This is a genomic window from Mesorhizobium sp. M0159, from assembly GCF_040322295.1.
In the GTDB taxonomy this organism is placed as follows: Bacteria; Pseudomonadota; Alphaproteobacteria; order Rhizobiales; family Rhizobiaceae; genus Mesorhizobium.
Map to the genome: position 1 here is coordinate 1 of NZ_JAMYTF010000007.1, position 14,780 is coordinate 14,780.

Here is a 14,780-nt window from a genome sequence, read left to right on the forward strand (position 1 = left end):
AAACCCAGCCCAAATAGCCTCGGGCCCCGGATCCGCTGCCGCGCACCCCCGCCCAAACGGCCCCCATCAACTCGGTATACCACCCCGGCCGGCCACCCCCGCCGGCCCCGGTTGCGGCGGCCGGACAAAGCAAACCTCCGTACGCTCAAAGAGAGCGACCGGCTAGACAAGGAAGCGGACCGACCGATGTTGCGATTCCTGCTCACGCGCATAGCGTCGGCGATCCCGGTCCTCGCCATTCTGAGCCTGGTCACCTTCGCCATCATCCAGGCGCCGCCGGGCGACTATGCCGACTACATCCGCTCGCAGTTGATCAATCAGGGCGGGGCCTCATTCGCCGAGGCCGACGCGCAGGCCAAGGCCTATCGGATAGAACACGGTCTCGATAAGCCGCTGCCCGTCCAGTATCTCAACTGGATCGGCGGCATCATCACCCGCGGCGATTTCGGCTACAGCCTCTATTACAATAAGCCGGTGGCCGATGTGGTGGGCGAGCGCCTGCCGCGCACGCTGCTCCTGGCGCTGGTGTGCCATCTGCTGGCCTCGGTCCTCGGTATCACCTTCGGCATATGGGCGGCGACTAGGCAGTACAGCTGGATCGACAGTGCGCTGTCAGCGATTTCCTTCCTCGGCATGACGGTGCCGCGCTTCCTGATGGCGCTGATCATCGTCTATCTGCTGGTCTTCCAGTTCAACGTCTCCGAGATCGGCAGCTTCTTCTCGCCGCAATTTGGCGGGGCGCCGTGGTCCTGGGCGAAGTTCGTCGATCTCGTCCGGCATGTCTGGCCGGTTGTCGCCATCGCCACCTTCGGCGGGCTCGCCTACAACATGCGGGTGATGCGCGGCAATCTGCTCGACACGCTGAATGCGCAATATGTCGAAACCGCTCGCGCCAAGGGCCTTAGCGGCGGTGCGGTCGTGATGCGCCATGCGGTGCCCAATGCGCTGCATCCGCTGGTCATGTATCAGGGCGTGGTGCTGCCCTATATGCTGACCGGCGAGATCGAGACCGCGATCATCTTTGCCCTGCCGACCGTCGGCCCGGCGATCGTTGGCTCGATGGCGGTGGGCGACGTCTATGTCACGGCGACATTCATGATGGTGCTGTCGGCGACGCTGATCGTCGGCAACATCATCGCCGACATGCTGCTCGTCATGCTCGATCCGCGTGTGCGCCAATATGCAGGGTCCTGAGATGCTTGCTTTCGAGCCCTCGCTGCCGCCACTTGCCGAGGAACCGGCCAAGATCAAGCCGCGCGGCAATGAGAGTTACATCGCACTCGTCTGGCGCCGCCTGAAACGGTCCTGGACCGGCATGGCCGGGCTCATCCTGGTCGCGTTTCTGGTGCTGCTGGCGGTGTTTGCCGACTTCTTCGCACCGATGGATCCCAAGGTGACCGATGTCGGCTTCGCCCCGCCGCAGATGATGAGCTTCCATGACAAGGACGGCAACTTCGTCTTCCAGCCACGCGTCTATGCCCTGGCGGATTCGGAAGACCTCGACCCGGTTACCTTCCAACCCGTCGTCGGGCCGGACTACGACCATCCGCGGCTGCTCGGCTTCTTCATCAAGGGAGCGGAGTACAGACTGCTCGGCCTGCTTCCCGCGAACCGGCACTTCTTCGGCTCGACCGACGGCCAGCCGGTGCACTTCCTTGGCACCGACAAATTCGGTCGCGATGTGCTGGCTCGTGCGATCTATGGTTCGCGCATCTCGTTGATGATCGCATTGACCGTGGTCTTCATCGTCACCGTGATCGGCACGACGGTCGGCATGGTGTCGGGCTATTTCGGCGGCACATTCGATGTCTGGGTCCAGCGCTTCGTCGAACTGGTGCTCGCGTTTCCGCAATTGCCGCTTTATCTGGCGCTGACCTCGCTGGTTCCGGTGACGGCGCCGACGAATGTCTTCCTGGCCTTCGTGATCGTTGTCATGTCGGCACTCGGCTGGGCGCAGATGTCGCGCGAAGTGCGCGGCAAGACCCTGGCACTGGCGCGGATCGACTACGTTCGTGCGGCGATGGCGGTCGGCGCCACAGATGGCCGCATCATCATGCAACACATTTTTCCGAACGTGATGAGCCACGTGATCGTTGCGGTCACGTTGGCAATCCCCAGCGTGGTCCTGCTCGAATCCTTCCTCGGTTTTCTCGGCTTCGCGGTGAAGCCGCCGCTGATCTCCTGGGGCCTGATGCTGCAAGACACCGCGACCTATTCGGTCATCGGCACTTATCCCTGGATCCTTTCGCCGGTCGGCTTCGTGCTTGTCACCGTCTTCGCGTTCAACGCGCTTGGGGATGGACTGCGCGATGCGGTCGATCCTTATTGAGCATGACATGATGCAACACGCGCTCGTCAAATCCTTCGCACCGCCTGTCCGGCTCGACCATGACGGCCGTTCGGAAAACCCGGTCATTGATGCCCGCAACATCGCCGTCGATTTCAAGGTCGAACACGGCATGATCGAAGCCGTCAAGGACATCTCCTTCCAGCTCTATCGCGGCGAGACGATCGCCATTGTCGGCGAGTCGGGATCGGGCAAGTCGGTGACGGCGCGCACCGTCATGGGACTGTTGTCGAAGCGCGCAGTCGTGTCGCCGAAATCGACTGTCGAATACAACGGGGCCAACATCCTGAAATTTTCCGAGCGTGCGCGGCGCAAACTGCGCGGCGACCGCATCTCGATGATCTTTCAGGAGCCGATGAGTTCGCTTAACCCGATCTACACGATCGGCAGCCAGATCGTCGAGGCGATACGGGTGCATCGCAAGATGAGCCGCAGGCAGGCCGAAGCAAGAGCGCTCGAGCTGCTGCAGCAGGTACAGATTCCTGAGCCCCATGCGCGGCTGAAACAATACCCGCACCAGCTTTCCGGCGGCCAACGCCAGCGTGTGATGATCGCCATGGCGCTGGCCAACGATCCCGATGTGCTGATCGCCGATGAGCCGACGACGGCGCTCGACGTCACGGTTCAGGCGCAGATCCTCAATCTCATCCGAAACCTGCAGAAGAAACTGCGCATGGCGGTGATCCTGATCACGCATGACCTGACCGTGGTGCGGCAGTTCTCCGACTATGTCTACGTCATGCAGCATGGGGAGATGCGCGAGCACAATGTGACGGAGAAGCTGTTCGCCAATCCACAGCATCCCTACACCTGTCACCTGCTTGCCTCCGAGCCGCGCGGCCAGGCAAATCCGTTGCCGGAAGGCGCCGACGTTATTCTTGAAGCTAGGAATGTGCGCGTCTCCTTCATGCTGCGGCATGGCACGTTCATGAGGCCGGACCTGCGCGAACTCGTCGCCGTCGACAGCCTCAGCCTGACCCTTCGGCGGCACGAGACGCTGGGTCTCGTTGGCGAATCCGGATCGGGCAAGACCACCTTCGGCGAGGCGTTGCTCAGGCTCAACACCACGGACAGCGGCGAGATCTATTTCGATGGCCGGCCGATCCATGGCTGTTCGCGGGCGCAGATGCGGCCGTTGCGGTCGCGCATGCAGGTCGTCTTCCAGGATCCGTTCTCGTCGCTCAACCCGCGCATGACGATCGGCCAGATCATCGAGGAAGGGCTGGTCGTCAACCGCATGGGCGCCACCAGGAACGATCGGATCGAGCGGGTGCGCGAGGCGCTGATCAGCGCCGGCATGCCCGGCGATATCCTCTCGCGCTTCCCGCACGAGTTTTCCGGCGGCCAGCGCCAGCGTATTGCGATTGCCCGCGCCGTCGCGCTCGAACCGGAATTCATCGTACTCGACGAGCCAACATCGGCGCTGGATCTCTCGGTCCAGGCGCAGATCATCGAATTGCTGCGCAAGCTGCAGCGCGAACGGGGCCTGAGCTACATCTTCATCTCGCACGACCTCAAGGTCGTGCGGGCGCTGTGCCACCGCGTCATCGTCATGCAGCACGGCAAGATCGTCGAAGAGGGGCCGGTCGACGAAGTCCTGTCCCATCCCAAGACCGCTTACACCGAACGGCTGGTCAAAGCCGCTTTCGAGGTAGCCTAATTGCTTATGCCGGAGGTTGTTGTGGCAAGAAATCCCAAGGTCGCTTTCATCGGAGCTGGCTCGACGGTGTTCATGAGGAACATCGTCGGCGACATATTGCAGCGTCCGGCTTTATCCGGCGCGACGATCGCGCTGATGGACATCAATCCGCAACGGCTCGAGGAAAGCGCAATCGTCGTCGGCAAGCTGATCTCGACGCTTGGCGTAAAGGCCAAAGCCGAAACCTATTCGGACCAGCGCAAGGCGCTGGCGGGCGCCGATTTCGTCGTCGTCGCCTTCCAGATCGGCGGCTACGAGCCCTGCACGGTGACCGATTTCGAAATTCCGAAGAAATACGGGCTGCGCCAGACCATCGCCGATACGCTCGGTGTCGGCGGTATCATGCGAGGGTTGAGAACCGTGCCGCATCTCTGGAAGATCTGCGAGGACATGCTCGCGGTCTGCCCGCAGGCGATCATGCTGCAATATGTCAACCCGATGGCGATCAACACCTGGGCGATCGCGGAGAAATACCCCGACATCAAGCAGGTCGGCCTCTGCCATTCGGTGCAAGGCACGGCAATGGAGCTGGCGCATGATCTCGACATTCCCTGCGAGGAGATTCGCTACCGCTCGGCCGGCATCAATCACATGGCCTTCTACCTGAAGTTCGAGCATCGCCAGCCGGACGGCTCCTACCGCAATCTCTATCCGGATCTGCTGCGCGCCTACAGCGAAGGGCGGGCGCCGAAGCCTGGATGGAATCCGCGCTGCCCGAACAAGGTGCGCTACGAGATGCTGAAGCGCCTCGGTTACTTCGTCACCGAGAGCTCCGAACATTTCGCGGAATACACGCCCTATTTCATCAAGGACGGGCGCGAGGATCTGATCGAGAAATTCGGTATCCCGCTCGACGAATACCCGAAGCGCTGCATCGAGCAGATCGAACGCTGGAAGGGGCAAGCGGAAGCCTATCGCTCGGCTGACAAGATCGAAGTGGAGCAGTCGAAGGAATATGCGTCCTCGATCATGAACTCGGTCTGGACCGGCGAGCCGTCGGTGATCTACGGCAACGTCCGCAACAATGGCTGCATCACGACATTGCCGTATAATTGCGCGGCCGAGGTGCCATGCCTCGTCGACGCCTCCGGCATTCAACCCACGTTCATTGGCGACCTGCCGGTGCAGCTCACCGCGCTGATCCGCACCAATATCAACGTCCAGGAGCTGACGGTCCAAGCGCTGATGACCGAGAACCGCGAGCACATCTATCACGCGGCGATGATGGACCCGCACACGGCGGCCGAGCTCGACCTCGACCAGATATGGTCGCTGGTCGATGATTTGCTGGTTGCGCATGGCGATTGGCTGCCGGCCTGGGCGCGTGGAGCGCGCAGCGTTCGGGCGGCCTGAGGCGCAGGGCTGTCTGTTTCACTCACCTATGCCGACCATAGGGCCGGCTTTGAAAGCGGAGCGGCGTTGCCGGCAGATGTTTCGAAATCAAAGAGTTTCTGCGTTACGAGAGCAGCCGCTCCCCTTGCCCAGGAATTGTCCTCCCAGTCCAGCAGCATTGGTGGTGCCGCGCGAAAGGTATTTTTCCCAAGCGTCAGCCGCATTGGGCCAAACAGCGCATCGCCAAACGACACGGCTTCACCGCCGACGACAATGACCTCCGGGTCGGTGATGTTGACAAGATTGGCGAGATGCCGGCCGATGCCATGTCCGGCTTCTTCGAGAATGGCGACGGCTCGCGGTTCGCGGTCTGCCAAGGCTGCCATAAGGCTGACTTTGCTATCCGTTTCGTTGTGCCCGGTGGCTTCGCGCCAGGTGCGCAGGATCGCCGGCTCGGCGTAATAGGCCATCAAGCAGCCGCGTTTTCCGCACTCGCAAAGGCGGCCGTTCTCCTCATAAGAGCTGTGGCCGAACTTGCCGGCGGCACCGTTCGCGCCGCGATAGAGTTTGCCATCGAAGACGAGCGCGCAGCCGATTCCGACGCCGATCGCCAGCACGGCCATATTGCGGTGCTGGCGTCCGAGGCCGAAGAGTTGCTGGGCAATGGCATAGGCATTGGTGTCGTCCTCAAGCCACACGGGGACGTCTACCAGTTCGGCCAGCATCGGGCCAAGGGGAACGTTGTCCCAGTTGTAGCGATTGCTGCGGATACACACAGCCTTCTGGTTGTCTATGACGCCAGGCATTGAAATGCCGATCCCGGCAAGCTTGGCAGCGGGCCGATCGACAATCGAAATCAGCTCCGGCACCGCCTTGGCCAAGGTCGCTATGATATGGTCGGGATCGCTGTCCGAGAGCTTGACGCGCAGAGAGCCCAGCGGATTGGTCGCAAGATCGGTGACCACGCATTCGACCGATCCGACCATCAGCTTGAAACCTATGGCAAGGCCGTTGGCATAGTTGATATCCACCGGGATAGGGCGGCGCCCAGCCGAGCCCACGACTGTCTTGCCTTCGATCAGCAGGCCATCCTCGATGAGGTCGGCCACGACGAAGGTGACCGCTGCCGGACTAAGGCCGGTAACTGACGCTATGTCGGCCCGGCTGCGCGCTCCTTCCTGCCGCAAGAGATTGAGGATCAGTCTGCGGTTCATCGCCCGAGTCGTGCTCGGGTCACCCTTGAGCTTCACGGATCCGCTTTCTTAATTTTGTAAATTAATTATTGCCTCTCGAGAAAACGTATGCATAAGTTTGCCCGACTGTTCAACACCCGAACCTGGGGTCAGCGAAATTAATCCGGTTAGCAATATCACCGCGCTCTGAAGGAGCGGGCAAGCATATTCCCTTGCCCGGGAGGTGAGCGGTGCCGGTGAGAAGAACAACCGCGCCGGCCGGTGTGCCAGTAGAGAAATTGACAACACGGGAGGAGTAACAATGACGTTCAAGTGGATTGAAAAGCCGTCGACGCGGCGCAATTTCCTGAAGGGAGCTGGGGGCATTTCCGCTGGAGCCCTCGCGGGCTTCCCGATGCCGGCACTCAGCCAGTCGAGCGAAGTCACCATCATTTCAGACGAAAACAATGCCGATGCCCTGCGGATCTTGCGGCGCATTGCGGCCGACTTCGAGAAGCAGTCCGGCACCAAGGTTGTGATCAACAATATGGATCACGAGGCCCACAAGACCGCGATCCGCAACTACCTTGTCGCCGGGGCGCCGGATGTCTGCTTCTGGTTCTCCGGAAACCGCATGCGCGCCTTCGTCACCCGCGGCCTGTTCGACGACATTTCGGATCTGTTCGAGAAGGAAAAGTACAAGGACGTGCTGGGTGCCATGACCGGTGCCGTCACTGTCGACGGCAAGCAGTATGGCCTGCCGACTGGCGGCACGATGTGGGGCATGTTCTATCGCAAGGACGTCTTTGCCGAGCACGGACTTACGGTACCGGCGACCTGGGACGAATTCCTGGCTTACGGCCAGAAGTCCAAGACCGCAGGCCTAATCCCCGTCAGCATCGGCACCAAGGAACTCTGGCCAGCGGCCGGATGGTTCGACCAGATGAACTTGCGGATCAATGGTCTGGACAAGCACTTTGCCTTGATGAACGGCAAGATGGCTTACACCGACCCGGCGCTGACGCCTGTTTTCGACGACTGGGAAGAGCTTATCAAGCAGGGTTTCTTCACCCCGGATCAAACCTCGTTCGGCTGGCAGGAGGCCGGCGCCTTCCTCGCCCAGAAGAAGGCCGGCATGATGAACCTCGGTGCCTTCGTGAAGGCTACTTTCCCTGAGCAGGATCTCGAGCAGCTGACATTCGCGCCTTTCCCGAAGATTGACGGCGCCCTCGACCGCTACGAAGAATTCTCGGTCAATTCGGTCCACATCCCGGCCAACGCCAAGAACAAGGCGGGTGCCCGCGAGTTCCTCGCCTTCTTCTACCAGCCGGAAAATTTCGGCCCTTATCTGGAACCTGGCGGCAACGTTCCGCCGCGCAACGACCTTCCGGCCAGCAAGGATCCGCTGGTCAACGCGGCTGTGGAAAGCCTCAAGACGGTGGCCGGCACGTCGCAATATTACGACCGTGACACCGATCCCGACATGGCCCAGGCCGGCCTGGTCGGCTTCCAGGAATTCATGGCCAAGCCGGAGCGCCGGGACGCCATTCTTCAGCGTCTCGAGGGAACTCGTCGCCGGATCTTCAAGATCTAGCGCCTCCCAGCGGAGGGGAGCGGGGTTCGTGCTCTGCTCCCCGATGCTTTCCGTGAATGAGGTCTCCCAAAATGACGAAGCTTTGGCGCCGCCATCGCTGGTGGCTGACACCGACACTTCTGATTCTGCCCGCCGCTGTGCTGTTTTCCGTCGTCATTCTGGCATCTGCGGTCGAGAGCCTATGGATCAGCCTGCACGAATGGGACGGCTTCAGCCCGATGGTCTGGATCGGCCTCGGCAACTACCGCGAACTGTTCGCCGACCCGCAGTTCTATGTTTCGCTGAAGAACAATCTGATCTGGTTGGTGATGTTCATGCTGGCGCCGCCGCTCGGCCTCGCCATCGCGCTGCTCGTCAACCAGAAAATCCGCGGCATGCGCCTGCTCAAATCGCTGTTCTTCATTCCGCTGGTGCTGGCTTCGGTTGCCGTCGGCGTTGTCTTCACCTGGGTCTATACGCCGGAATTCGGACTTCTCGCCCTGATCTTCCGCACCTTCGGCGCGACCGCCCCGGCAGTACTGTCGGATGAAAACTTCGTCACCTTCGCCGTCGTGATCGCAGCGTTGTGGCCGCAGATCGCCTTCTGCATGGTGCTCTATCTCGCCGGCCTCAACAATCTCAGCGAGGACCTGATCGGCGCCGGGCGGGTCGACGGCGCCAGGGGCTGGAACATGCTGCGCCACATCGTGTTGCCGCAGCTGACGCAGGTCACCTTTATCGCCATCGCCGTCACCGTCGTCGGCGCACTGCGTTCCTTCGACATGGTCTCGGTGATGACCAGCGGCGGCCCCTTCGGTTCGTCCGAGGTGCTTGCCTATCAGATGTTCGAGCAGTCCATATTTTCCTACCGCTTCGGCTATGGCGCGGCCATTGCCTCGGTGCTGTTCGTGATCATGGCGGTCTTCATCGCCTGGTACCTGACGCGGATGATCCGCGCCGATGAAAGAGGCGGCTGATGTTTCCCCGCCCGATTCCCGAGACTGCTATTTGGCAGCGTGGCCTCTATGTCGTGCTGGTGGTCGGCATCCTGATTGTCTGGCTGGCGCCGCTCTTTGCCATCATCCTTACCTCGTTCCGCTCTACGCAGGATGTCATGGGCGGCAATCTGTGGGGCTGGCCGACCCAATTCGGCCTGGTCGACAACTACACGGCGGTCTTCACCCAGACGCCGATGGCCCGCTACTTCCTCAACAGCCTGACGATCACCATCCCCTCGGTGATCGGCGTTCTCATCTTGAGCACGCTCGCCGGGTTCGTGCTCGCCCGTTACCGTTTTCGCGGCAACATGCTCGTCTTCGCCCTGTTCGTCGGCGGAAACTTCCTGCCGCACCAGATCATGATGATCCCGGTGCGCGATCTCATGGTGCGGCTCAACCTCTACGACACGATGGCCGCCCTGATCATCTTCCACATCGCCTTCCAGACCGGGTTTGCGACACTGTTCATGCGCAACTTCATCGCCGCCTTGCCGGGAGAACTGTTTCAGGCCGCCAGGGCCGAGGGCGCGACGCCGTTTCAGACATTGGTACATGTCGTGGTCCCATTGGTGCGGCCGGCTCTCGCGGCGCTGGCCATCCTGCTCTTCACCTTTATCTGGAACGATTATTTCTGGGCGGTCGTCCTCACCATCAGCGATACCGTCAAACCGGTAACCGCCGGCCTCGCCAACCTGCGCGGCGAATGGGTCTCGGCCTGGAACCTGATCTCGGCCGGCACCATCGTCGTGGCTTTGCCGCCGGTTGCCATGTTCTTCCTAATGCAGAAGCACTTCATCACCGGCCTCACCATGGGAGCGGTCAAGGGATGAGCGACCATGGCTTCAAGGCGTCGCCCACCCGATCCGAAACTGATTTCGCAAGCAGGGCTCCATGACCAGTCTTGAACTCCGGCAGATACAAAAGAATTATGGCAGCTACCACGCGCTGCGCGGCATCGATCTCAGCGTCGAACAGGGCGAGTTCATTGTCACCGTCGGGCCGTCCGGCTGTGGCAAGTCAACGCTGTTGAAGATCATCGCCGGGCTTGAAATCGTCTCGACCGGTAAGATTCTGATCAACGGCCGTGATGTCACCACCACCGAGCCGGGTGAGCGCGGCATTGCCATGGTCTTCCAGTCCTATGCGCTTTACCCGCATATGACTGTCGCCGAGAACATGGGTTTCGGCCTGCGCATGGCGCATCGCCCCAAGGCCGAGATCGATGCCGCCGTGCTGCGAGCCGCCAAGATCCTTCGCATTACTGACCAGCTCGACAAGCGGCCGAAACAGCTTTCCGGTGGCCAGCGTCAGCGTGTGGCGATCGGCCGTGCCATAACCCGCTCGCCCGACGTGTTCCTGTTCGACGAACCGCTATCCAACCTTGACGCAGCGCTGCGCACGCAGATGCGCGTCGAGCTTTCCGATCTGCACGCCAGGCTCGGCGCCACCATGGTCTATGTCACGCACGACCAGACCGAGGCGATGACAATGGCGAGCCGTATCGTCGTGCTCAATCGCGGCTCGGTCGAGCAGGTGGGCGCTCCGCTCGAACTCTACCGCAATCCGGCCAATCTCTTCGTCGCGGGCTTCCTCGGCGCACCCCGGATGAATTTCTTCGAAGTGACCGTCGCCGCTGTCTCCGGCGGCGCCGCCACGCTGTCGACCGCCGGTCTTTCTCCTTTGACTGTCGAACTGACGGAAGCGGCATCCGTACAGGTCGGCGATAGGGTGACGATGGGGATTCGGCCGGAGAGCATCAGCTTGGCCGCGGAAGGGACAGCGAGTTTTGCAGGACGGGTGCGGCTGGTCGAGCATCTCGGCCGCGAGACCATCCTCTATGCCGACGCGGGCCCGCTGCAATGCGTCAGTTCTGAAAGCGGCAGCGGCAACGTCACCGTCCAGATCGGCCATGCGAGTGCCGTCGCTGCCGACGCGACCGTCGGCTTCAAGGTCGAGCCGCGTGACGTCTATCTCTTTTCCTCTGTCGATGAGCGGACAATCAGTGCCCGCAATCCACCATCACCGACTGATCTGCAGGAGTATCCTTCGTGAACAAGACTTCAAAAGGCCGCGCCCTGTCGGTCTGGCGCACGATCCAGACCGACCGCTTTCTGGTCGGCGCGCCGCACTACCCCGAACATGTGGACGAGAGTTACTGGGACAACGACGCCCGGCGCATGGCCGAGGCCGGCTTCAACGTCGCCCGCCTCGGCGAATTCGCCTGGCACATTTTCGAACCGCGTGAAGGCATCTTCGATTTCAGCCTGTTCGACCGGGCAATCGAGGGCCTGGCGCGTCACGGCGTCAACACGATCTTGTGCACGCCGACCGCCACTCCGCCGCGCTGGCTGACGGCAAAACATCCGGAAATCCTGCGGCGTGATGGAAATGGCCGGTCGATGAGCCACGGCTCACGCCAGTATGCCGACACCAGCAGCCCGGTGTTTCGCGACTATAGCCGCAAGATCACCAACGCGATGGTGGACCACTACCGCGACAACGCAAATGTCATTGGCTGGCAGACCGACAACGAACTCAACACCAGCATGCCGGAATCCTATTCGCCGTCGGCATTGAAGGAATTCCAGGCTTATCTCCAGGAAACCTACAAGACGATAGACAGGCTGAACTTCGCCTGGGGTGGCGATTTCTGGGCGACGGCTTACGGCGATTTCAGCGAAATTGTCTTCCCGCTGGAATTCTCACCGTCCTTTCCCGGTCCCGGTCACCTCCAGGACTACCACCGTTTTCTCGCCTTTTCGACAGCACGGTTCCAGCACGACAAGGTCGAGATCCTGAGAAAAGCGAATGCCAGTTGGTTCATTTTCCACAATCTCGGCGGATTGCGTGACATCGACTTTCGCGGCCAATTCTCTACCGATCTCGACTTCGTCGGCTACGACATCTATCCGTTCCTCTATGACGAGTTCTTTCGCCTAGGCAACCACGCCAAGATCCAGGCGCTGCATCTCGACATCTGCAGGGGATTTTCCGGCAACTACATAGTGCCGGAACAACAGTCGGGTTTTGGCGCCCAGCCGGGCTTCTGCACGCTGACGCCGGAGCCGGGCGAAATGCGACGCATGGCGATGTCGTCGGTTGCGCGTGGCGCCGATGGGATCATGTTCTTCCGCTGGCGTCCCGCACATTTCGGCGCCGAGATATACTGGATGGGCATCATCGATCACGATGATGTCGCTCGCCGCCGCTATGACGAAGCCAGGCAGTTCGCCACCGAGATGACGGCGCTTAAAGACAAGATCCTGGGCACCCATGTGCGGATGGATGTCGGCATCGCCGGCTCGGACTTCGACAATCAGGAAGCCCACAAGACCTTCCCCATCGGCCTGCCAAGTCCGCAGGATGATGCAATCTTGCTGCATCAGTATTGCTATGACCGCGGCATCGCCTGCGGCTTCATCCACCCGGAAGACGATCTGTCGAAGCTCAAGGTATTCTACGTGCCGCATTGGGTGATCTGGAAGGACAGCTGGACCGAGCGGCTGCAAGTCTTTGCCGAAAATGGCGGTACCGTCATCATCGGCGCGCGCACGGGAACCCGCGACGAAAACAACCACGTCATCCGCGAGATAGCGCCGGGCCAGTCGCTGTCGAAGCTGACCGGCGTTCGCGTCGAGGATTTCGGGCGGCTGGCGGCACCCGGGGCCAATGGCCTGTTCAATACCATGTCGCGCTCCGGCGGGCTCGTCATTCCTCCCGACAGACCGGCCGAATCCAGCCGCCGTATCCGTCGTTTTACCATTGGAAACCACGAGTTCGATGCCGGTTATTTCTATGAGAACCTCGCAGTCGAACCGGAAGTCGAAATTGTAGGGATTTGGTCGAACCGCTACGCGGCGGGAACGCCTGCAATTACCTCCCGCGCCGTCGGCAAGGGCCGTGTGCTCTATGTCGGCACTTATCTAACCCCGGAGCTGACAGCTCAACTCGCTACGCGCACTTTCGTGGATGCGAATGTGGAGCCTCTGGTTCCGGATCTGCCGGACGGCGTCGAGGTCACGATGCGCGAGAATGACGAACGTCGGCTGCTGTTCGTGCAAAACATCAAAGACACGCCCGTTGCGGTAACCGGCGTTCCCTTCGGCAGCAACCTGCTCAATGGCGAAGCACCTGTCTCCGGAGTGTTGACGCTGGACGGCTATGGCTGCGCTGTCCTCGAATTGATCTGAGCATTGTCGCGGACGTTAGCCATACGAAACCTGAGTACTCTTTGATCCTGGAATTCGACCGCCATCGGCAGCACGCCGGCATCGATCCATATCGAACCGGCGCTTTGACGTGCGCAAGGCTCCGTCAGCACACTGCTGTTGCTCGCATTCAATGACGGCAGTTACACTAGCCGAGCGACCATCGGAGCCGATGGCGGGTTTCGTTTCATTTTTGTGAGCGCCATGAATTTCGAGATTCCCGTCCGCACCGAAAGCTTTCGTACCCGGATCGCCGATTTCGTCGAGCGCGAAATCCTGCCGCTCGAGGCAGATAAGGCTTCCTACGACGGCCATGGCAATGTCGCGCTGCCGCTGCTCGAAACGTTGCGGGGCAAGGCGAAAGCAGCCGGCCTGTGGTGCCTGCAGCTGAAACCCGAGACCGGCGGGGCCGGCCTTTCCAAGGTGGATATGGCCGTCTGCTATGAAGAGATGAACCGCTCGATCTTCGGTCCGGTCGTGTTCAATTCCGCGGCCCCCGACGATGGCAATATGATGATGCTGGAACGGTTGGGAACGCCGGAGCAGAAGCAAAGATGGCTGAAGCCGATCGTCGAGGGCAAGGTGCGTTCGGCCTTTGCAATGACGGAACCGCACCCGGGCGGCGGCTCCGACCCGTCGATGATCATGACCAGAGCCGAACGGCGTGGCGACAGATATGTCGTCAAAGGCCGCAAATGGTTCATCACCGGCGCGCAAGAGGCGAGCCACTTCATTCTCATTGCGCGCACTTCGGACGATCCGCGTCACGGCCTTTCGGCCTTGCTGTTCCACAAGGACCAGCCGGGCTGGCGGATCGTGCGGCGCATCGAGATCATGGGACCGGAAGAACATGGCGGCCATTGCGAGCTGGAATTCGACGGTCTTGAAGTCCCGGTCGAGGATGTGCTTGCCGGCGAAGGCAGCGGCCTCATGGTTACCCAGGTCCGGCTCGGTCCGGCGCGGCTCACCCATTGCATGCGTTGGCTCGGGCTTGCCAAGCGCTGCATCGAGATCGCGCGCGCCTATGCCGCCGAGCGTAGCGGTTTCGGGCAGCTTTTGGCCGACCGAGAGAGTATCCAGCTGATGCTCGGCGACCTTGCCATGCGCATCGAGATCGGGCGGCTGCTGGTGATGAAGGCGGCCTGGGAGCTCGATCGCGGCGGCTTTGCCCGCAAGGAGGTCTCCATGGCCAAGATCCAGGTCGCCAACGTGCTGCATGACGCCGCCGACGTGGCGATCCAGATCAACGGCGCCCGCGGCTATTCGAAAGACACTGTACTCGAATGGATCTACCGCTACGCCCGCCAGGCTCGCCTGGTCGACGGCGCCGACGAGGTCCACAAGATGGTGCTCAACCGCTTTCTCAACAAGGAAGGTGCGGGCTTCTGGCGCTGGCATGTCGAAGCCGGCAGACAAGACGAAACAGGTCGCGGCGGGAACCGCTGAGCCGG

Annotated in this window: 11 protein-coding genes; 10 read left to right on the top strand and 1 reads right to left on the bottom strand. The window is 61.2% G+C overall.

Annotated elements, in window-relative coordinates; genetic code table 11:
- The first annotated feature begins 186 nt into the window (after positions 1 to 186).
- From NKJ32_RS09365 to NKJ32_RS09380, 4 genes are read left to right on the top strand one after another with little or no spacing between them, the layout of a single operon-like run.
- Positions 187 to 1,194, top strand: coding sequence for an ABC transporter permease (locus NKJ32_RS09365; protein WP_352569051.1), 1,008 nt, complete (start codon positions 187 to 189; stop codon positions 1,192 to 1,194).
- 1 nt (position 1,195) lies between these two features.
- Positions 1,196 to 2,329 (top strand): ABC transporter permease, encoded by a 1,134-nt coding sequence (locus NKJ32_RS09370; RefSeq protein WP_352699415.1) that lies wholly within the window; start codon positions 1,196 to 1,198, stop codon positions 2,327 to 2,329.
- 10 nt (positions 2,330 to 2,339) lie between these two features.
- The gene (locus NKJ32_RS09375; RefSeq protein WP_352452369.1) at positions 2,340 to 4,007 is read left to right on the top strand and encodes an ABC transporter ATP-binding protein; all 1,668 of its coding nucleotides are present in this window, start codon (positions 2,340 to 2,342) and stop codon (positions 4,005 to 4,007) included.
- 21 nt (positions 4,008 to 4,028) lie between these two features.
- Positions 4,029 to 5,399: an alpha-glucosidase/alpha-galactosidase gene (locus tag NKJ32_RS09380; protein ID WP_352569053.1), complete on the top strand. Its 1,371-nt coding sequence runs from the start codon at positions 4,029 to 4,031 to the stop codon at positions 5,397 to 5,399.
- Between the two features lie 26 nt (positions 5,400 to 5,425).
- Here the strand turns inward: NKJ32_RS09380 and NKJ32_RS09385 are convergent, their stop codons facing one another.
- Entirely contained in the window at positions 5,426 to 6,628 is a 1,203-nt protein-coding gene (locus NKJ32_RS09385; protein WP_352569054.1) for an ROK family transcriptional regulator, read from the bottom strand.
- Between the two features lie 244 nt (positions 6,629 to 6,872).
- On the opposite strand from NKJ32_RS09385, the gene NKJ32_RS09390 reads away from it, so the two are divergent.
- The 6 genes from NKJ32_RS09390 (at position 6,873) to NKJ32_RS09415 (ending at position 14,775) form a co-directional block, all read left to right on the top strand.
- Positions 6,873 to 8,144, top strand: a complete 1,272-nt coding sequence (locus NKJ32_RS09390; RefSeq protein WP_352827417.1) for an ABC transporter substrate-binding protein — start codon at positions 6,873 to 6,875, stop codon at positions 8,142 to 8,144.
- Between the two features lie 71 nt (positions 8,145 to 8,215).
- A complete protein-coding gene (locus NKJ32_RS09395) occupies positions 8,216 to 9,100 on the top strand; it encodes a carbohydrate ABC transporter permease (protein ID WP_023677182.1) in 885 nt (294 codons plus the stop codon).
- Positions 9,100 to 9,951: a carbohydrate ABC transporter permease gene (locus tag NKJ32_RS09400; protein ID WP_352541684.1), complete on the top strand. Its 852-nt coding sequence runs from the start codon at positions 9,100 to 9,102 to the stop codon at positions 9,949 to 9,951. The genes NKJ32_RS09395 and NKJ32_RS09400 overlap by 1 nt, the downstream gene beginning before the upstream one ends.
- A gap of 61 nt (positions 9,952 to 10,012) precedes the next feature.
- Complete coding sequence (locus NKJ32_RS09405; RefSeq protein WP_352827420.1) at positions 10,013 to 11,173, top strand: ABC transporter ATP-binding protein; 1,161 nt, start codon at positions 10,013 to 10,015, stop codon at positions 11,171 to 11,173.
- Entirely contained in the window at positions 11,170 to 13,311 is a 2,142-nt protein-coding gene (locus tag NKJ32_RS09410) for a beta-galactosidase (RefSeq protein ID WP_352827422.1), read from the top strand. Before NKJ32_RS09405 ends, NKJ32_RS09410 begins: the two co-directional genes overlap by 4 nt.
- A gap of 222 nt (positions 13,312 to 13,533) precedes the next feature.
- The gene (locus NKJ32_RS09415; RefSeq protein WP_352827423.1) at positions 13,534 to 14,775 is read left to right on the top strand and encodes an acyl-CoA dehydrogenase family protein; all 1,242 of its coding nucleotides are present in this window, start codon (positions 13,534 to 13,536) and stop codon (positions 14,773 to 14,775) included.
- Positions 14,776 to 14,780: the final 5 nt, after the last annotated feature.